Consider the following 18375-nt stretch of genomic DNA (forward strand, 5'->3'; position numbering starts at 1 on the left):
CAGCCGTTGACTCAACTGTTACCTTTTCAAATAGCAGCAAATCGAGCGTTAAATCGCTTTGTCTACCAAGACATTCAGTTAAAACCGTTTAAAGCACCCTATCAAACTATGGAAGGGAATGTCAATTTAACCGAGGGCAAGTTTGACATTGTGTATCCTGTCAGAAAGAATTTTTTAGAGGCACGCTTGAAGCAAGTCATCTCACTTAATGATGGGCCGTATCCGAATATTTACACCCCATTTGAGAATGATAAAGTGGAATTTTCAACCTTTTTAACAACGCCTCACACCTTAAGTTGTTTTGCTTCAACTGTTATTATCAGCGAGACGACTTGTGAGTGGCCTTTTATGTTAAAAACTTGTGGCGGAGTAAAAATTTGGGTGAATGGTGAATTACAAGTTGAATTTAATCCATTTACGAGAAATGAGCCAAGTGCGCAGACCATTTCATTGAAGTTTAAGGCTGGTGACAATCAATTAGTTGTCTACTTTGATGACTTAGCGGAACGAGACATTAACTATTACTTTGAGCTGATCAATCTTTCTCAAGAGATGTTAGAAGGCTATCTTCCGTTGTCAGTAGCCTCAGCAGAATTCCAACAGGCGGAAGCGTTATTGACTAGTATTTATTTTAAACAAGATTTTTACGCAGCGGGAGAGATTGAATTCGTCGTTCCTGACAATACCTTTCAGGTGAATCAGCGCCTCAACATCAGAATTAACCCAACGATGTTTGACGTTAATGAAGATGCTCAAGATGGCAATATCAGTGAGTTTAAAGTGCCGGACATGAGTGTTTTACTCGAAGCTGGTCAAACAGACTTCTCTTTAGGAGCAGTTTCGCAGTTTCCAACGGCAGGCATTACGAAATGTGAGTTGGCCTTAAAATTGTCTGATGGCAGTGAAATCAAACGAAAGATTGTTTTCTCAGTATACGATGAAGGCAAATTTGTTGCTTGTTGCAACGGTTCGAACATTTCAGCGAGAAAAAGCCAAGCCTTAACTTACTACAGTCAATTGGTCTTAGATGATATTAATGTGGGGCTTGCCAAAATCATGACTAATAGGTATCAACATGAGAGAGATTTTGCTAAATTTAAGGGAGCCTTTGAGTTAATTAGAAGCAAAGGCGATTGCGCCGATTTCGTTTTAACGCCTTTATTAGCGGTCTTTTCAGCACATGAAGAAAAGTTTCCAGCAGAATTGGCTTCTCAAGTAGAGGCCTTGGCAACGGATTTCCGCTATTGGATAGATGAACCGGGAAATGATGTGATGTGGTACTTTAGTGAAAATCATGCCTTATTGTTTCATATCACCCAATATTTAGCTGGTTATCGTTACCGTGACACACAGTTTTCTGTCAGTAAACGTATGGGGGCAGAGCAATATGAAATTGGCAAACAACGTTTGGCAGAGTGGTTTGACTTATTTTTCCAATATGGCTTATCTGAATGGAACTCAACCACCTATTTACCGATTGATTTGATTGGCTTTTTCAGTTTATATCTAGCGGCACCTGATCAAGAAATAAAAGATCAAGCGAAAAAGGCCTTGGACTTTATTTTTGAAATTGCCGCTATTAATTATCACGGGCACACCATGTCTTCGACTTATGGCCGGGTCTATGAGCATAACTTAAAAGCCATGCAACAAGGTGAAATGTCGAGTATTTTACAAATTGCTTGGGGGAAAGGTTATTTTAATAATGCCTTGCGTCCTAGTTTCTTATTTTCGCTAACAGATTACCAACCTAAAGAGGAGTTGTTGGCCTATGTGGAGTTGGCACCTGGTGAGGCTTTAACGGCTGAGTATACCCAAGGGATTAATCAGGCTTACACCTATCTGTATAAAACGGCAGATTATTCCTTAGCTAGTGTGATAAATTATCAACCTTATACACATGGCTTACAACAGCACACCTTAAATGTTTCCTTAGGAGACGAAGCGACCTTACTGTGGTTGAACCATCCGGGAGAACGACAGTTTAGCGGCGAGAATCGTCCGAGTTTTTGGGCGGGCAATGGCAATTTGCCACGAATTTTCCAATATCAAAATGTCAGCTTGGTCCATTATCGACTAGCCCCTGCTGAGTTACCTTATATTCATTTATATGTACCATACTGGCGCTTGGATGACTGTTGCCAAGAAGGGAATTGGTTATTTGTTCGCAACAAAGAGAGTTATTTAGGGGTCTATTTTTCAGAAGGTTATGCCCTTCAGACTGAGGGGGCTATTAGTCAGCGTGAGATTCGCTCATATGGACGTGAGCATCATGTGGTTGTGAAATGTTCATCAGAAAAAGAAGTTGGCAGCTTTGAGGTGTTCAAAGAAGCTCTTCTGCAAAGTCCGATTCAAGCGTCAGAGGGCAATTTGAACTTTGTGGATAAATTAGGGAGTCGTTTAGCAGTTAGCGACAATCAACTGTTGGTGGAGAATCAGCCATATGCTTATAAAGCTGGTTTTGAACGGCAAATTAAACGAGAGGGGGTTAAGGATTAAGTGATTGACAAGCTACCATCATCACAGCTAAAGGATGATTATTACCAAAAAATCCAATTAATTGCGGAAAAATTGATGAGTCTCAGCGATGAAGAAGCCCCAGCTATCGATCATTCATTAAGTGAGGCAAAATTGGCTGAAATTGGCTTTTTCGCACGTGATTTTGGCATGAAAGAATGGGACTGGCCACAAGGTGTTGGGCTTTATGGCTTGAAAAAAGCGGCAACTAGCCTTAAAGGCGATGTGGCTGGCTTTATAGAAAGTTGGTTTTATGAGCAATTGAAGCTCGGTCTGCCTTTGCGCAATATTAACACGGTAACGCCATTGTTAGCCCTTTATGATTATGAGTTTGCAGAGGCTATTTCAGTGGAGTGGGCTCAGTGGATTTACGAAGAGGCTGAGCGAACAGAAGAAAATGGGTTGCAGCATGTGACGTCAGGTGAGACTAAACGTGAGCTAAACTTGCATCCGGGTGAAATATGGATTGATACATTGTTTATGACGGGCCTCTTTCTCGTTAAGATGGGAAAGAAACATCAACGAAAAGAATGGGTTGATGAGGGGATTTATCAAACCCTGCTTCATGTTAAATATTTACATGATAGAAAAACCAATTTATTTTTTCACGGCTGGACATTTGAGGGGCGGCATAATTTTGGTGAGGTACTTTGGTGTCGCGGGAATAGTTGGATGGCCTTGGCTTTGCCAATTATTCTTAAAACTGCTGAAGAAGACTTAACCACAAGTGAGAAAAGATTTTTGACAGAAGCGTATGTCAAACAAGTCGAAGGCTTATTTAGCGTTCTTGATCGCCGCTGTTACCAATGGCACACGGTTTTAACTAATGAGGAAAGCTACTGCGAAACATCAGGGACAGCGGGAATTTTAGCAGGAATTTTCTTAGGCATCGACTACGGGTTACTAGATAGAGAGACGTATTTACCCGATGGTCTCAAGGTATTACAGTCAGTACTCGATCAAATAAGTGAGTCTGGCGAAGTCAAAGGTGTTTCAGCTGGCACACCAGTGGCTTTGACCGAGGACGCGTATCACCGTATAATTCAGGCTCCAATGGCGTATGGACAGTCGATGGTTTTACTCATGCTAGCATATGCTAAAAAATACATAGAAAATTAAATCGGAGGAAAAGGGAATGAAAAAAGTAAAATTGATTTTGGTAGCGTTAACTAGTCTGTTAGTGATGGTAGGATGTGGGGCTAAAAAGGAAGGGGGAGGTAGCAGCGAATCGTCTAAAAAAATGACGGTCTTGTTATCAGAGGAGCCGACTGCTGAAAATGCCTTTAATAATGCCTTGAATCGCTGGGCCAAAGAAAGTGGCAATGAAGTCGAGACAATTGTCATTCCTTATGACGATCAATTAACCAAGTTTCCGTTAATGTTGAAAAATAAAGACGTGCCTGATATGGTTTCAACCACGCGTTTAACCCGTTTATATCCTGAAGAGTTTAAAGATTTAAGCAAAGACATTGATGTCTCCATTTTTGATGAAGCGGCCTTGGATATTGTGGGACAAGATTATGGCTCTGATAAAAAGCTGGCTTTACCGAATCAATACACGATTACCAGTTATTTCTACAATAAAGATGCTTTTGAGAAAGCAGGACTGGAAGCGCCTACTCAGGACAAATTATGGACATTAGATGAGTTGTATAAGAATGCCGAACTGCTTCAGAAAGCTGGTGGTGTGAAATACGGCTTGGCAGTCGATTTTTCAAGAGCTCGCTATGATAACTTTATGTACAGTAACGGTGGTTCAATGACGAAAAAATCAGGGGATGATTTTACAGTCGCCATTAATAGCAGTCAGAATGTTAAAACCTTGGAAAAATTTGTTGAGATGAACCAACAAAATGTCTTACCAAAAGTGATTTGGACAGGCGGTTCGGCTGATAATCCAGCAGACTACTTTAAAAATGGGGATGTCGGGATTTATTTATCTGGTACATGGAACTACAACATGTTGTTAACGGATGTCTCTAAATTTGAATTTGGCGTTATGCCTTCGCCAATGGGAACTGAGACACAATCAGTGATTGCAGGTGGTGCTGGCCTGGCCATTCCAAGTGAGGCAGCTAACAGTAAGTTGGCGATTGAATTTATGAAGTGGTTGTTCTTAGACGAAGAAAATTATCAAACTTTCTTGGCGGAAGATAAAGGGATTTCCTTTATTAAAGGAATTACCTATACGCCAGAGGATGAAAAGGTCGCTCAAGATTATCAAATTTTACAAAGTGAAACGGAACATGTTACCCCGGCTTTTCTATTAGATGAACAATCGGGTTGGCGGAATTATCTGGATAATGAGTATCGCGATTTCTTGAAACAAGCAGTCAATGAAGAATTGACGGCGCAAGAAGCTTTGGATGGCTTTGCTGAAGGGCTAGCAGAGAAATCAGAGTGGCAAATGAGCAAATAGTCTGACGATCTAGTTTCGACTAAGTAAGCCTCAGCTGAACGGGTTATTTTATTCAGCTAAGGCAATGGAACTATCTGTCTGGTTAATTTACGAGAGGTATCTGTCCAGATAATGGTGGGAAAGCCCTTATCTGGATCATTTTGAAAAGGGGGACCTAGATTGGCAACTGAGATTACGTTAGGGAAAAAGAAACGCCGAAATGGGACACAAAAACGAGCCTTTTGGTTATTAATAGCTCCGAGTGCCATTCTGTTCAGCGTCTTTTTCTTGATACCGTTAGTACTTAATATCTTTTTTTCATTCACTGATTATGATGGCTGGAAAACGTTGAATAATGTGGGATTAGACAATTACACGAGAGTGCTTCAAGACAAAAATTTCTGGGGAGCATTCAAGCGTACGATGATTTACGCCATTGTTAATATTCCCTTTAAAGTGGCGATTCCTTTAGCGCTAGCAGGATTATTAGCCTCACCACGAGTGAAAATGAAAACTTTAACGCGAACCATGATTTATATCCCAGTTTTATTGTCATCCTTAGTGGTGGGGATTACGATCAATTGGATGTTCAGTCAAGAATACGGCTTAATTAATTTTTTGATTACATCATTGGGAGGCGTTGCGCTAGAATGGGGCACGAATCGCGTCTTAGCGACGACCATTATTAGCATCGCCAGTACCTGGGCTTCGACTGGTTTTTACATGATTATTTACATTGGAGCCATTAACAATATCCCTGTGGATGTATATGAGTCAGCGGATATGGATGGGGCCAGCAAGCTCTATCAGTTCTTTAAAATTACATTCCCGTTACTAGCGCCAACGACTTTTTTAGTCACGCTATTAAGTACCATCAATTTGTTAAAAGAGTATGCGTTAATTCAAGGGGTAACCCAAGGTGGACCAGGGACCTCTACCACCTTTATTATTCAATATATCTTCGATAAAGGCTTTAATCAGTCCCAATACGGTTACGCCTCGGCGGTATCTGTTTTAGTGATGATTGTCTTTGCAGTCGTCGCATTTGTTCAATTTAAAGTCAATGATGGAGGGGAGACAACTAAATGAAACGTCAAAAAACCAGTATTGTCTTAACGATGATTAGTGTAGTCAGCGGCTTGTTAATTGTTTTTCCAATCGTTTGGTTGGTGTTAAGTTCATTCAAACCCTCAAGCGAATTATTTTCGTTGCCACTACATCTATTGCCACAAAATTTTACGGCAGAGCATTATGTGAATGTTTGGAATAACGGCTTTGTGACCTATATCTATAATAGTTTCTTCTTAGCAATTGTTGGCACTATTATTACGTTGATTATCAGTTCGATGTGTGGCTACGCATTGGCGATCTATCGAAATACCATTTCTTATACGAATATTGTCTTCGCCGTGTTTCTTTTGGGGACTTTGATTCCTGGGGAAACATTGACCGTCTCTCAGTTTACGGTGATCAGTACAATCGGGCTCTATAATAACATTTGGGGCGTAATTTTGCCTGTGGTGACAACAACAACCGGCATTTTTATGTATCGTCAGTATTACATGTCTGTGCCAATGTCCTTTGTTGAAGCGGCTCGGATTGATGGTGCCAGTGAATGGTTAATTTTTATGCGTATCATGTTACCACTCGCTAAGTCGACGACGGTTACGCTAACAATTTTTAGCTTTATGTGGCGTTGGAACGATTACATTTTGCCACTATTGGTATTGTCGGATCAAAAAAAATACACTATTCAAATTGCTATCAAGAATTTTATCGGAATGAACGGCGTCGATTGGAACTCTATTTTAGCAGCTTCAGTGATTTCGATTATTCCCGTAATTATCATCTTTATGCTATTACAAAAATACATTGTGGGAAGCAACACATCTGCTGGTGAAAAGGGATAGGGAGGAGTAGCCATGTCGAATAGACCACTAGGCGTAAGGGCTCATGACTTGGCAGTTGATTCTATTGAGGCCTTAATCTCGCGTCTGCGGAAGTATCAATTGAGTGCCATTCAACTGGCGCCAACTAAATCATTTCCTAAAGAAGTGAATGATATTAATGCTTTTTCCCTTGAACAAGCCAGTTATTACGGTGCCTGCTTAAGAGAAGCGAAGATCGAGGTAACGGTTTTAGGCTGTTATGTTAATTTGTCTTCATATGACACAGCTGTTAGGCAAGACGCCATTGAGACTTTTTGTCACTATATAGATCTGGCTAGTTCTTTAAACGCTAAGTTCGTCGGAACGGAAACAGGAAGTGTCTTAACAGGCTATACTCAGGAGAACTATTCAGAAGAGGCTTACGAGTTGATGATAGCATCACTTCAAACCATTGCTAGATATGGGGAAAGACAAGGTGTTAGCGTCGCCCTAGAAGCCGGCATTAATCATCCCTTACATGATGTGGCGACGATCGAGCGGGTTTTAGTTGATTGTCAGAGTGACAATCTTGTCGTGTTGTTTGATTTGGTTAACCTATTGACGGAGGTTAATAGTCATCAACAACAAGAACTGTTGGAAGCCAGTTTTGCTAGTTTTGGTCACAAGATCAAGGTCATTCACTTGAAAGATTGTCAGTTTATTGAGGGCGAAAAGGTGACGTTTCCTTTAGGGCAAGGGGTTGTCGATTATCCCTTGCTGATGTCTTACATTAGGAAAATGAAGGAGCAGCCACAATTGTTACTGGATGAAATACCAGAAGGGGATTTAGCCATGAGTATTCGATTTTTACAGTCATGGTTATAAGCAAGATTCATAGTGGAAGGAAGATAATATGTTTTATGTTGATCAGGATCTACCGTGGCAAGCCATCGATGGCAATTCTAAACGGAAAGTGATGGCAATTGGAGAAAGCATGATGTTTGTTAAAGTCGCATTTGCTCTGAAAAGGGAAGAGGCAATCACAGTTCATCGTCATCCTCATGAGCAGATTACTTATGTGTTGAAAGGGGCTTTTCTCTTTAAAATAGGTGAGCATGAACAACTTGTTAAAGCTGGCGACTCCCTTGCTTTTTTACCAAATCAAGAGCATGGCTGTATCCCTTTAGAGGATGGCAGTGAGTTGCTAGATGCCTTTACCCCCTTACGTGATGATTTTCTACTTAGCTAATTATTTATTAAATCACTACATGTCTGATGATGGGAGAAATACCTAATAAAAAACATTATTGAAATGGTTAGAATAGAAGAGGGAGCAACTTATGAATCACTACGATGAAAGTAAAAAGTATGATGCCGTGATTCAAGAATTATGGCATCGTAGCTTTACTAAATTAGCTCATTTATCCGAGTTTCAGCTGAGCGAATCAGCCTATTTTTCTTGGAATCAAGAAACGGGCCAACCTTCACAAGTTTATCAATCAGACCAAGGTATCGGCGGCTTAGACACTCATTATCGCCTACAGCAAAGGATTGAAATTGAGCCTTTATGGGCCGGGAAGAATCTTCATGTCCACGTTAGCACCAGTGATACAGATATGTGGAACACGAACAACCCTCAATTTTTAGTCTTGGTTAATGGAGAGATTATTCGAGCGTTGGATATTAACCATAATTTTTTTCAGTTAACTCCACATAGTTCTGAAGGAGATGTTTTTAAGATTGAACTATTTGTTTACGCTAATACGGCTAAGCAAGACATCTTTATTGAAAGTTGGTTAAGTGACAAGCAAGAAGAGGTCTATCAGCTCCATTATCTCTTTAAAGGGTTGAAAGAAGCGGTCGATTATAGTCAACCGGATAGTAGTGAACACAAGCAATTGCAAGCACTACTGACAGAGATGTATCTTCAGTTGGATTTGACGACAGATCAGTTAGCTTTTAAACAATCGGTTAAAGAAACGCTTTTGTTAGTAGAAGCAAAGGACTCGTTGTTTGGGAATCACAATCTGATTCAGGAACATGTGATTGGCCATACCCATATCGATATTAGCTGGCTATGGGCTATTGATCAAACGGCTGAAAAAGCGGTCCGTAGTTTTTCAAATGCCGTCTATTTATTGACTCGTTACCCCGAGATGAAATTTATGTCGAGCCAGCCAATTTTATATCAATTTGTTAAGCAACATGCCCCCGAATTATACAATCAAATAAAAGCGTTTGTTAAGTCTGGGCGTTGGGAAGTAGAAGGATCCATGTATTTAGAGAGTGACATTAATTTGGCCAGTGGCGAAGCGTTGATTCGTCAGATAGCCCATGGCAAACGTTTCTTTAAGGAAGAATTTAATAAAGAAAATAAAGTGTTGTGGCTGCCGGATGTGTTTGGCTATACCGCTTCGTTGCCTCAGATTATGAAAAAATCTGGAATTGAGTATTTTTTGACCTCAAAAATTGATTGGAACGACACGAATAAAATGCCCCATGATACGTTTTATTGGCAAGGCATTGATGGCAGTCAAGTTTTGACTCAGTTTTTAACGACGGCTGACCATCGCGAGGACCGTCAATTTAATGTGACCTATAATGGCCGGCTGAATGCCTCCCAAGTTAAGGGAACTTGGGCCAACTATAAGAACAAAGAGATCTCTAACCATGTTTTGCAGTGCTACGGTTTTGGCGATGGTGGCGGTGGGCCGACGGAAGAAATGTTGGAATACCAGCGCTTCTTCGGCAAAGGGGTGCCAGGCTTCCCACAAACGACGCAGTCTTTTGTCAGGACATTTTTTGAGACATTGGCAGCAGATATCGAAAGTAAATCGGTCCCTAAATGGCGGGGAGAGCTGTATTTAGAATATCACCGGGGTGTTTACACGACGGAAGGTCAAATCAAGAAAATGAATCGTCGAGCGGAGTCACTGTTGTTAGCCACTGAAATCCTAGGAGTCATCAGCCAGTCGTTAATAAATATGTCTTATCCAGATGAAGAGCTAGATGGCTTATGGCAACTGCTATTAATTAATCATTTTCATGATATTTTGCCTGGGACGTCAATTCGGGAAGTTAAAGATGAAGCGTTAGGGCGCTATCAGACCATTATTGAAAGTTGCCAAGGTCTGATTGAGAATCGCTTAAGCAGGATTGGTGAAAGTCGTCATCAGGGACGACCGGGAGCGATTGTTTTTAATCCGACGAGTTTTTACCGCAATGAGCTTATTCAAGTGATGGATCAAGATCACCAGCTAGAGGAAGTTTTGGTGGAAAACATTCCGCCGATGGGCTATGTTTTCCTACCTCAGAGGAGGATTCAAGCTGAAAATGAGCAGCTGTCGGTCTATACGAAAGAAGGTATTCTCTCTAATTTACATTATCGTGTCACTTTGAATCAGTCTGGTGAAATTGTGCAGTTGTTTGATAAGAGTTTACAAGAAGAATTGATTCAAGCCGATGAAGTGGCTAATCGCTTTGAGTTATATGATGACCGACCGTGGGAGTACGAAGCATGGAACCTAGAAAAGAGCTATCGCGACAAGGGCCAGTTGTTAGGAGAAGAGGCCTCTATTGCGCTTTTAATTAATACTGCTCTCAAGACGATTATTCGCGTAAAAAGAGCCTTCCTTCAATCTGAGATGGAGCAAGACATCATTTTTTATCGGCACACCAAACGAATTGATTTTGTGACGCGTGTTAACTGGCGTGAAACGAAGCAGTTGTTGAAAGTCAGTTTCCCTCTTAATGTCTACACCAATGTTGCCACTCACGATATCCAATTTGGAAATATCGAGCGGAATGTCTTTAAGAATACGAGTTGGGATGAGGCTAAGTTTGAAGTTTGTGCCCATAAATTTGTCGATCTATCAGAGCCTGGTTACGGTGTGGCAGTCTTAAATGATGCTAAATATGGTCATTCTGTTGATGAGTCAACCATATCAATCAGTTTATTGCGCAGCACGTCCTATCCTAACCCAGAGGCTGATATCGGCTGTCACGAATTTACCTATGCCCTATATCCCCACGAAGGCGATTTTAGGCAAGGGAGTGTTTATCGAGAAGCGTATGGGCTTAATCAACCATGTTTGTCAATGACGATTGATGGCACTCAAGAGCTGGGACTTGCTGAGATGTTTTCGGGTTTGAGGTTAGACCAAGAGAATATTATCTGTGAGACGATTAAACTGGCAGATAGGAACGATGGAATTGTTGTTCGATTGTATGAATCCTGGGGGAAAAAGACGACGGCGATTCTTGCAAGTGATTTTGGTCAGTCAGTGTCAGCGTATGAATCTGATCTGCTTGAAGAAAATCTTATTCCTCTAGAAATGATGAGGCAAGATCGCTTGAAAGTTGTTTTTGCGCCTTATGAAATAAAAACTATTTTATTGAAAGTCAATTAAATAGGTCACCTACCATGTAGATGTGGTAGGTGTTTTTTAGTATGAGGTGAAAGTGCATAAGAACAAAAAAATCCCGACAAGTAACAACTTGTCGGGTGATAGTGATCTAGTTGAGATCACGATTAGTCTAAGGCATTGACCTTCAAATTATCGTAGAAGGCAGCGGTAGTTGCTGACACATAAGGGTTTAGCCATAAGTAGCCGATTCCCAAAGTTAGAGTAGCCACAATATACCAAGGGATGAAGCTTAGGTAGAGAACGAATAGTTCCATCTTGTGTCCATTCATTAGGCGGCGGCTAGCAGTAATCGTATCTAGAAAGCCCATTTTATTTCCTGTTTCTTCATAAACATCGTAGTAAATGAAGTAACTTTGGGAATAAGCAAAGGATTTGATAATTCCAGGAATAATCAAAAGTAAGGCCCAAAAGAACGTAAACAGACTAGTTAGGACATATAAAGCAATGACTCCCCATAAGAAAGGCGATTTAAATGCGCGAAAGGCATCGCTAAATGGGCTGATCGTTTGCTTGCGGTTGCGCAAAAGGTCCAAGTAGGTCCAAGATATTCCAGCGCTGAAAACCGCAGCAAGTAATCCGCCGAAAAAGCCTGAACCGCCTCCAGTGCCGCCGCTTCCTGAGACATCGGTCATGTCTGTTGTGGAGGTAGCTAGTGAATCCAATGTTACGCCAAGACTGGTGAGTGTCTTGTAAAGGGTTACGCCCATAATTGTAGCGATGGCTAAAGCGATGAGGGTTGGAATTAAATTAAGTAAAATAGCAGATCCCCAACGTCCCTTTAGCATTTGTTTTGCTTCAGTTTTTAATTCTGACCTAGTTTTGGTCATGAATACCACTCCTTTTTTTTATTTATCGTACTGTTTCAAGGATAGTATAACATAAAGGTGCGGATTATCTATCTAATACGATTCTTCAGATCAAGATGTTAGCGGTTTTTTTTATTTTTTTCTAAAAATAAAAAAACGGTGGTCACCGTCTGAATAGTAATAGGAGCAGTTACTAGAAATCTGTTTCAGCAAAAAGTGGAGTCGCTTTTTAGGTAAGGATAGTCTGATGACAGACTAGTGATAACATAACATGAAAAAACCCCCACTTGGTGACAGCCAAGAGGGGGTTCGATTTATTAACGTCTGACGATTAAGACATTGCAATCCGTGTGACTGGTAGCGTAGTGAGGAAGTGAGCCTAACACTGATTCTTGTAATCGATGTTTTCCAGTTGCTCCTAGCACCAGCAAATCTACCTCATAAATACTGGGTAAATCTTTGGCAATCAATTGTTTTGGAGAGCCGACTTCACTGATAATAATCATCTCTTTAAGACCGATGGTTTCCACCTGTTCTTGCAGATTGCGGCACAATTCATGTCCTTCTTCTTGTAGTTGAGACAAAGCCTCTTCAGTTAAGTAGCCCATGATATTATTCACCACGTGGACAATATAAAGAGTGGCATTGTTTCGTTTGGCAATGTGTGCGGCTTCAAAAAAAGCTCGCCGTGCATTTTCGGAATCGTCGACTCCAACTAATATTTTTGAATATTTTCCGCTGTTTGACATGGTAAAACCTCCAGTTATTAGTCAATCTTTAAGAATACTTCTTAATTATCAAGCAAAAATATGCTAAAGTCAATTTTTGTTCGAATACTTCCAAGAAACTTAAAGAGTGAGTCGTAAGCTTTGACTAATTGTTAGGTGAGGAGCAGAAACTCATCGCCAAAATTGTGTGATTTCTGCTTTATCGGCAATATTGAAATCAATCATTTTTTTTAGTAGTTGATAATCGACCTCTTGATCCCAATTTATACGTACAATATTGTCTGTATAGCTGTAGCCAGCCTGTTCGATTGCTTGTGCGAAAAGCTTGATTGTAACCGTTTCGGGTGACAGAGCAAGGTGTTTTTTTGAGACGCTGAAACCGATGATAAAAGTACCATGATCGGTGAACATCGGCTGATTCCACTTGATGACCGGTTCCAAATTAGGATAGGTTTGATTAATCCAAAGCAGGACATCTTTTGTTCGTTGCTGGTGGTCAGGTTGAGAGATTTTGGCTAAAAATGGCTCAAATTCTTTCATAACACTGGCTCCTTTCATTTGTTAGAATAGGTGAAAAATCAAGGTTCTTTGTGTTTTTATTGTCTGACAATCAAGACGTTGCGATTGGCATTTGTTGACGCGTAGTGAGGAACGGAACCTAAAAGGGATTCTTGTAACCGATGTTTTCCAGTGGCGCCTAAAACGATTAGTTCTGCTCCAAGTTCCTTAGGTAACGTATGAGTGATTAATTGCTTGGGGGAACCAACTTGAATGATGACTTCGATATTGGTAAAACCAATATTCTCTGCTTGAGCCATTAAATTACTGCTTAATTCCTGAGCGTCATCTTTTAATTGAGCGATCGCGTCATCAGTTAAATAACCAACAAGATTATTAATAACATGAACAACATAGAGAACGGCATCATTTCGTTTGGCGATGTGTGCGGCTTCAAAAAAGGCTTTGCTGGCATTTTCCGAACTGTCAATTCCGACTAAAATCTTTTTGTACTTTCCTCTATTTGGCATAGTAACCCTCCGTTATTTCTTATTTATTATATACGTTTATTATTTGTATCTAAGTACTATTATCTTTTGCTTTACTTAAATAGTCAATTTATATGCTAGATAGTCGGTCAAATAAAGCAGGCCAGGGCAGACTAAAAAGGAACCGAAAGGATGTCGTTAATATAACAAAATTTATATTGAGGTGTGATAAAGAGGAGGGGATGTTGCCGCCTGTTTTTATTTAAGAGAATCGTAATGAGTGTTGGTGAAAATTAAAGCGAAACAAAAGACACTTTTGTAGGAAACAGTGGCTAAATTCCCTTAATAGGTGACAGAATTGTCATTCTGTTTTGGCCCTTTTTTTGGTATAATAAAGGTAGGTAAATAAGGTGAGGTGAGTATTTATGAGTTTAATTGATAAAGTAAGGGAGTATCAGCAGAGTAAGAAATTGTCCCATAGCACAAAATTACAAAAGAAAAATGATGAACTGAGAGCTAATGGTGTTGAACCAGTCAAAAAAGGCTGGGGGCAAATGGTAAATACTGGAAGTGGTGGTTTTAATCAAGCAAATCCAATTGACATTAAGTATGATCTGGCCCAGCAACAAAAAAATATTGCTGAAAAAAACTCGGAAAAATGAGTGATTCCCCCGAGATGTTTATTTCTTGGAGGCTCCGTATTAGGGAATCCTTTTTTTGAAGATTTGATTGGGCGAAGTGAAGAAGATGGGCCAATTCTGTCCGTGTATGTGTCAATCGTTATTTGGCTTACAAGACATCTTAAAAGGAAAAGGGCGATTCCAATGGGCTTATAGGACCTTAGAGAGAACCACGTTTAAAATTGGCTTTAGGCAAATACGATGATAAATGATTGGAGGAGTGTGAGTGGCTAGAGCTAGAACTAAAAAAGAGTTAGTGTCTCAGGGAGAAGAGACCTTTAATGAGTTAATGGCTTTGATTGAGTCCATCCCTAAAGAACAGATTGACGATTTATTTCAGTTTGAGGATGTCAAAGAGACGGCGGCTCATTGGAAAAGAGATAAAAACGTAAAAGATGTGCTTATCCATTTATATGAGTGGCATCGCTTGCTATTAAATTGGGTGGAAGCGAATCAGAACGGAATTGAAACGCCCTTCTTGCAAGAAGGCTACAACTGGAGAACGTATGGTGAAATGAATAATGAGTTCGTAAAGCAACATCTAACGACTTCTTTTGACGAAGCGTTTAACTCATTAAAAGAAAGCCATTCACAAGTAATGAGACTTGCCCTAAATTTTTCTGAGGAAGAGTTGTTCTCAAAAAAGGTTTTTAAATGGGTTGGCGGTAGCACACTTGGTGGGTATTTTGTCTCCTCGACTTCGAGCCATTATCTGTGGGCAATAAAAAAAATAAAACAACATCAGAAATCTTTATAAATACTATTGAAGAGCAATCCTGATAAAGTGACGGCTCTTTTTTTGCATGGTTGAGTGGAAATGAGGATCACTTGAAAAAATTTGTTGTGATGATTGTCAAAAGTAAAAAGAAGATCTCTCTTATTTGGGGAGATCTTCTTTGATTTTAGCTAATCTGATCGATACTCAAGGATATCGCCTGGTTGGCAATCGAGAGCCTGACAAATGGCTTCAAGGGTAGAAAAGCGAATGGCAACTGCTTTGCTGTTTTTTAATTTGGATAAATTAACGTTGGTGATGCCAACAAGGGGTGAGAGCTCTTTTAAGGATATCTTTCGCTCGAGCATGAAGCGATCTAATCTCACTAATATAGGCACATGCGCCCCTTTCTAAATGACTTCATCTGAAAATTTTTGTAGTTTAATCCCTAATTGACAATTTCTGCTAAGCAGACAAAAATGATCCCTACCAATGAGACAGCGGTTAATTGAATTTGGAAAAAATGACCTTGACTCATGGCGAAACTGACTAGGATCGAAAAGAGAATAGAGGAAAAACAATCGATAACGATTAATACCATTCCCATGAGTTTAAACCAATGATAAAATTCGTAGGAGAAAGGGGGGAGTCCTGTGGATATTTTTTTAATAAGGTACTACCTTTCCAAAATAAGTAAGAGAAAGCCAAAGAATACAGGGTGTGTGTTAAAACGGAGGCAAATTGCCAGTCCCCTTTGGAAATGTCAGTGGTTTGTGAACTGAAGATCGCAAGCTTTGATAGGTGGAATTGAAATGGCAGGGCTCGTGCTATCTTTTGAAATTAATGTAAAACAATAATTATTTAACGATTACCGATAATAAAGTTGTGGAAATTGAGAAAAGAGCCTTCCTAACGATAATGCTGTTAATTTCGACATTGTTTGCAAGGACAGTTATAATAAAGAATAGATGAGAGTTAAGGGGAAGGAAAAAGCGAATGAAAACAATTATTGAGCTGTTACCACTTAAAGGAGCTGTCATAGGGGATCATCAAGTTATGTTTGGCGACAGTAAAGAACAGATTTTAAAAACATTTAAATTGGCTAAAGTTGATGAAGGTGAGATCTTATACTTAGATGAGTATGAATTATCAATTTCATTTAGTTATGATAAGGTCGTTTTTATCGAATGTTTATATGGCACAAAATCAGAAAAAACAATTCCTAAAATAGACGGGTGTGAGATTTTTAAACTACCGGCAGCTGAAGTGTTAGCCTTGTTAGTAGCAAAAAATGGTTGTGAGCCTGAATTTGAAGAAGAAAGGGGCTACTTGTTTTCAGAGATAAGTGTCGGTTGTTATCGTCCTTCAACACCAGAGGATATTTTGGAAGAAATTGAGTTAATGAAAAATGATGGCAGTTATGAGGATAATCAAGAGTGGTTGGAAGAGGATTTGAGTGCAGCTCGCTACTTTCAAACTGTTGGGATTGGGGTTGAAGGGTATTACCGATCCTTAGATTAACCCATTGCAACAATCAAGTTTAGTTGATGTAATTGATGCCGTTAGAAATTGCAGAAAATCCTGAATGCCACGGTCTAAACTGCTCTTTATTTATAGCTCAAGCAGTTTATTCCGGCGGTGATACTAATAATGAGGCACAGTTGGCTGGAGGGAGGTCATCAGATGGGAACTTATAGTCAAAGAGAGTTGAATGAGGCTAAAAAGGCAATTGATTCCTTAGTGAGTAAGAGCCAAAAAGCCAAGGAAAGTTTAGCTAGCAAGGATCTTCAGCGCTATAAAGGGCAGTTGACCTTACTAACTAATAGAATAAAAGCGTTGGAAATCGCCAGCGAGTTAATTACCAATGAGCTTGATTAAGGGCTCTGGGGAAAACGTGAGGAGAGTTGAATGATGAAAAAGCCAAAGATTTTTAGTATGTCCTTTGCCAGTGTTTATCCTTTATATATACAAAAAGCAGAAAAAAAGGGGCGGACAAAAGCCGAAGTAGATGAGATTATATACTGGCTAACCGGTTATGACCAGGCTACTTTGCAACAGCAAATTGACGACAGGGTCGATTTTGAAGTGTTTTTTAAGGGTGCCCCCCAATTGAATCCTAATGTAACACTGATCAAAGGGGTCATTTGTGGGTATCGAGTGGAAGAGATTGAAGATGAGTTGATGCAGAAAATCCGTTATTTGGACAAATTGATTGATGAATTAGCTAAAGGAAAAGCCATGGAGAAGATATTGCGTAAGTGATGAGCTTGTAGGCGGATGGGGATCGAGTAATTTTGGATGGTTAATCTCTGAGTTTTTTTGTTTGAGGATTTTATTTGACCGAGACCAATAAATTGTTTTTTTACCTCTCTTTAGGCTGGAGTGGGGCCATTACCCATGGGAACCTTTGGGAGTGTTCGCTTTTTATTTATTTGTCTGTAAGTCTGTGATAAAATGATAGTACTATTTATAATAAGGAGTACAAAATGAAAGAATCCGTTAAGCATGATTTCAATAAATATCAACATTCAATTGAACAATTATACAAACAACGTTCATTAAAACGTTTGGGAATTGACGGTGTTTTAGTTAGTTTATTAATTGTTAGCTTGGGTGTAGTTCCTGTTATGTTAAAGATAATCATTTTTATTTTATTAGGTCCTCTGCTCATCATAGATACCTATCAGAATATTTTAGTCGCGAAAGATCGTCAGCGTTTTATTGATAACTTAAGTCAATCATGGCAAGAATTAATTGATGCGGCTGATTGGACAGATCCTGAAATGATTGTCTACGAAGACGAGAATAACTATTTTGTCAAAAAAGATGGGGAGCAATCGGGAATTTCAAAGAAGGGTTCACGAACATTGCCTTCAGAGATTCGTGGACTCTCGTTGATCATCGGTGAAAACAATAATCTCTTTTCCAAGGGAAACCCTGTTTTTGCGGTATACTGTGATACCACAGAAATTAGGCATATTGACTTAAATAAGAAAAATGAAGCGATTTTAAAAAATATGCAATGGATGCGATTTAAAAATAAAGTTCTGCGTCCTTTAGGGATCGGAATCATCGTGATTGTGGTATTGCTGTATTTATTGAGAATTATTTAGGAGAGCTCAGAGTGGTCGAGGCAAGTGAGAATGACTTGATCGTTTAACCTTTTACAAAGGCAAGATTGGAAGTGGGTTTGAACGCAGACCCCTTCCAATCTTGTTTTTTTTGACCCCAATAAAGTCAAATGTTTGGT

The 18375-nt window shown here is 39.7% G+C and carries 20 protein-coding genes; 14 read left to right on the forward strand and 6 right to left on the reverse strand.

All coding sequences use genetic code 11. The features are described 5' to 3' along the window. The first annotated feature begins 6 nt into the window (after positions 1-6). The 8 genes from I6N95_RS14045 (at position 7) to I6N95_RS14080 (ending at position 11192) form a co-directional block, all read left to right on the forward strand. Entirely contained in the window at positions 7-2499 is a 2493-nt protein-coding gene (locus I6N95_RS14045) for a hypothetical protein (RefSeq protein ID WP_209529055.1), read from the forward strand. Then, positions 2500-3636 (forward strand): glycoside hydrolase family 88/105 protein, encoded by a 1137-nt coding sequence (locus I6N95_RS14050; RefSeq protein WP_209529057.1) that lies wholly within the window; start codon positions 2500-2502, stop codon positions 3634-3636. A 16-nt stretch (positions 3637-3652) separates the two neighbouring features. Beyond that, positions 3653-4936 (forward strand): ABC transporter substrate-binding protein, encoded by a 1284-nt coding sequence (locus I6N95_RS14055; protein WP_209529059.1) that lies wholly within the window; start codon positions 3653-3655, stop codon positions 4934-4936. A 159-nt stretch (positions 4937-5095) separates the two neighbouring features. Beyond that, positions 5096-6004 carry a carbohydrate ABC transporter permease gene (locus I6N95_RS14060; RefSeq protein ID WP_209529061.1) on the forward strand — a complete coding sequence of 303 codons (909 nt, stop codon included), beginning with the start codon at positions 5096-5098 and terminating at the stop codon, positions 6002-6004. Continuing rightward, positions 6001-6825: a carbohydrate ABC transporter permease gene (locus tag I6N95_RS14065; protein WP_209529063.1), complete on the forward strand. Its 825-nt coding sequence runs from the start codon at positions 6001-6003 to the stop codon at positions 6823-6825. Before I6N95_RS14060 ends, I6N95_RS14065 begins: the two co-directional genes overlap by 4 nt. A gap of 12 nt (positions 6826-6837) precedes the next feature. Next, the gene (locus I6N95_RS14070) at positions 6838-7668 is read left to right on the forward strand and encodes a sugar phosphate isomerase/epimerase family protein (RefSeq protein ID WP_209529065.1); all 831 of its coding nucleotides are present in this window, start codon (positions 6838-6840) and stop codon (positions 7666-7668) included. 28 nt (positions 7669-7696) lie between these two features. After that, positions 7697-8032: a cupin domain-containing protein gene (locus I6N95_RS14075; protein ID WP_209529067.1), complete on the forward strand. Its 336-nt coding sequence runs from the start codon at positions 7697-7699 to the stop codon at positions 8030-8032. 91 nt (positions 8033-8123) lie between these two features. Then, positions 8124-11192, forward strand: a complete 3069-nt coding sequence (locus tag I6N95_RS14080) for an alpha-mannosidase (protein WP_209529069.1) — start codon at positions 8124-8126, stop codon at positions 11190-11192. A gap of 122 nt (positions 11193-11314) precedes the next feature. Here I6N95_RS14080 and I6N95_RS14085 read toward each other — a convergent pair whose 3' ends face one another. From I6N95_RS14085 to I6N95_RS14100, 4 genes are all read right to left on the reverse strand, one after another. Continuing rightward, on the reverse strand, positions 11315-12037 hold the full coding sequence (locus I6N95_RS14085; protein WP_209529071.1) for a DUF975 family protein: 723 nt from the start codon (positions 12035-12037) through the stop codon (positions 11315-11317). Between the two features lie 296 nt (positions 12038-12333). Beyond that, on the reverse strand, positions 12334-12765 hold the full coding sequence (locus tag I6N95_RS14090; protein WP_209529073.1) for a universal stress protein: 432 nt from the start codon (positions 12763-12765) through the stop codon (positions 12334-12336). Between the two features lie 150 nt (positions 12766-12915). Beyond that, complete coding sequence (locus tag I6N95_RS14095; protein WP_209529076.1) at positions 12916-13284, reverse strand: iron chaperone; 369 nt, start codon at positions 13282-13284, stop codon at positions 12916-12918. Positions 13285-13340: 56 nt separating this feature from the next. After that, positions 13341-13772, reverse strand: a complete 432-nt coding sequence (locus tag I6N95_RS14100) for a universal stress protein (RefSeq protein WP_209529078.1) — start codon at positions 13770-13772, stop codon at positions 13341-13343. Between the two features lie 383 nt (positions 13773-14155). Here I6N95_RS14100 and I6N95_RS14105 point away from each other — a divergent pair, with 383 nt between their 5' ends. Further along, positions 14156-14392 (forward strand): hypothetical protein, encoded by a 237-nt coding sequence (locus I6N95_RS14105; protein ID WP_209529080.1) that lies wholly within the window; start codon positions 14156-14158, stop codon positions 14390-14392. A gap of 244 nt (positions 14393-14636) precedes the next feature. Then, positions 14637-15167, forward strand: a complete 531-nt coding sequence (locus tag I6N95_RS14110; protein ID WP_209529082.1) for a ClbS/DfsB family four-helix bundle protein — start codon at positions 14637-14639, stop codon at positions 15165-15167. 149 nt (positions 15168-15316) lie between these two features. Here I6N95_RS14110 and I6N95_RS14115 read toward each other — a convergent pair whose 3' ends face one another. Both I6N95_RS14115 and I6N95_RS14120 read right to left on the reverse strand, forming a co-directional pair. Next, positions 15317-15523 (reverse strand): helix-turn-helix domain-containing protein, encoded by a 207-nt coding sequence (locus tag I6N95_RS14115; RefSeq protein WP_209529084.1) that lies wholly within the window; start codon positions 15521-15523, stop codon positions 15317-15319. A 50-nt stretch (positions 15524-15573) separates the two neighbouring features. Further along, a complete protein-coding gene (locus I6N95_RS14120) occupies positions 15574-15732 on the reverse strand; it encodes a hypothetical protein (protein ID WP_209529086.1) in 159 nt (52 codons plus the stop codon). 389 nt (positions 15733-16121) lie between these two features. Between I6N95_RS14120 and I6N95_RS14125 the strand changes: the two genes are divergently transcribed. The 4 genes from I6N95_RS14125 (at position 16122) to I6N95_RS14140 (ending at position 18238) form a co-directional block, all read left to right on the forward strand. Further along, on the forward strand, positions 16122-16646 hold the full coding sequence (locus I6N95_RS14125; protein ID WP_209529087.1) for a hypothetical protein: 525 nt from the start codon (positions 16122-16124) through the stop codon (positions 16644-16646). Between the two features lie 162 nt (positions 16647-16808). Next, positions 16809-17003 carry a hypothetical protein gene (locus I6N95_RS14130; RefSeq protein WP_209529089.1) on the forward strand — a complete coding sequence of 65 codons (195 nt, stop codon included), beginning with the start codon at positions 16809-16811 and terminating at the stop codon, positions 17001-17003. A gap of 33 nt (positions 17004-17036) precedes the next feature. After that, a complete protein-coding gene (locus I6N95_RS14135; RefSeq protein WP_209529091.1) occupies positions 17037-17387 on the forward strand; it encodes a DUF2200 domain-containing protein in 351 nt (116 codons plus the stop codon). 224 nt (positions 17388-17611) lie between these two features. After that, the gene (locus tag I6N95_RS14140) at positions 17612-18238 is read left to right on the forward strand and encodes a hypothetical protein (RefSeq protein WP_209529093.1); all 627 of its coding nucleotides are present in this window, start codon (positions 17612-17614) and stop codon (positions 18236-18238) included. Positions 18239-18375 lie beyond the last annotated feature (137 nt).

Source organism: Vagococcus allomyrinae (assembly GCF_017829975.1).
In the GTDB taxonomy this organism is placed as follows: Bacteria; Bacillota; Bacilli; order Lactobacillales; family Vagococcaceae; genus Vagococcus_D; species Vagococcus_D allomyrinae.

Bases quoted from the DNA above. Each gene is read 5' to 3' on its own strand.
- I6N95_RS14125 (WP_209529087.1), top strand. From the start codon at position 16,122: ATGAAAACAATTATTGAGCTGTTACCACTTAAAGGAGCTGTCATAGGG.
- I6N95_RS14135 (WP_209529091.1), top strand. From the start codon at position 17,037: ATGAAAAAGCCAAAGATTTTTAGTATGTCCTTTGCCAGTGTTTATCCT.
- I6N95_RS14120 (WP_209529086.1), bottom strand. From the start codon at position 15,732: ATGGGAATGGTATTAATCGTTATCGATTGTTTTTCCTCTATTCTCTTT.
- I6N95_RS14085 (WP_209529071.1), bottom strand. From the start codon at position 12,037: ATGACCAAAACTAGGTCAGAATTAAAAACTGAAGCAAAACAAATGCTA.
- I6N95_RS14095 (WP_209529076.1), bottom strand. From the start codon at position 13,284: ATGAAAGAATTTGAGCCATTTTTAGCCAAAATCTCTCAACCTGACCAC.
- I6N95_RS14070 (WP_209529065.1), top strand. From the start codon at position 6,838: ATGTCGAATAGACCACTAGGCGTAAGGGCTCATGACTTGGCAGTTGAT.
- I6N95_RS14080 (WP_209529069.1), top strand. From the start codon at position 8,124: ATGAATCACTACGATGAAAGTAAAAAGTATGATGCCGTGATTCAAGAA.
- I6N95_RS14075 (WP_209529067.1), top strand. From the start codon at position 7,697: ATGTTTTATGTTGATCAGGATCTACCGTGGCAAGCCATCGATGGCAAT.
- I6N95_RS14100 (WP_209529078.1), bottom strand. From the start codon at position 13,772: ATGCCAAATAGAGGAAAGTACAAAAAGATTTTAGTCGGAATTGACAGT.
- I6N95_RS14055 (WP_209529059.1), top strand. From the start codon at position 3,653: ATGAAAAAAGTAAAATTGATTTTGGTAGCGTTAACTAGTCTGTTAGTG.
- I6N95_RS14140 (WP_209529093.1), top strand. From the start codon at position 17,612: ATGAAAGAATCCGTTAAGCATGATTTCAATAAATATCAACATTCAATT.
- I6N95_RS14090 (WP_209529073.1), bottom strand. From the start codon at position 12,765: ATGTCAAACAGCGGAAAATATTCAAAAATATTAGTTGGAGTCGACGAT.
- I6N95_RS14065 (WP_209529063.1), top strand. From the start codon at position 6,001: ATGAAACGTCAAAAAACCAGTATTGTCTTAACGATGATTAGTGTAGTC.
- I6N95_RS14130 (WP_209529089.1), top strand. From the start codon at position 16,809: ATGGGAACTTATAGTCAAAGAGAGTTGAATGAGGCTAAAAAGGCAATT.
- I6N95_RS14105 (WP_209529080.1), top strand. From the start codon at position 14,156: ATGAGTTTAATTGATAAAGTAAGGGAGTATCAGCAGAGTAAGAAATTG.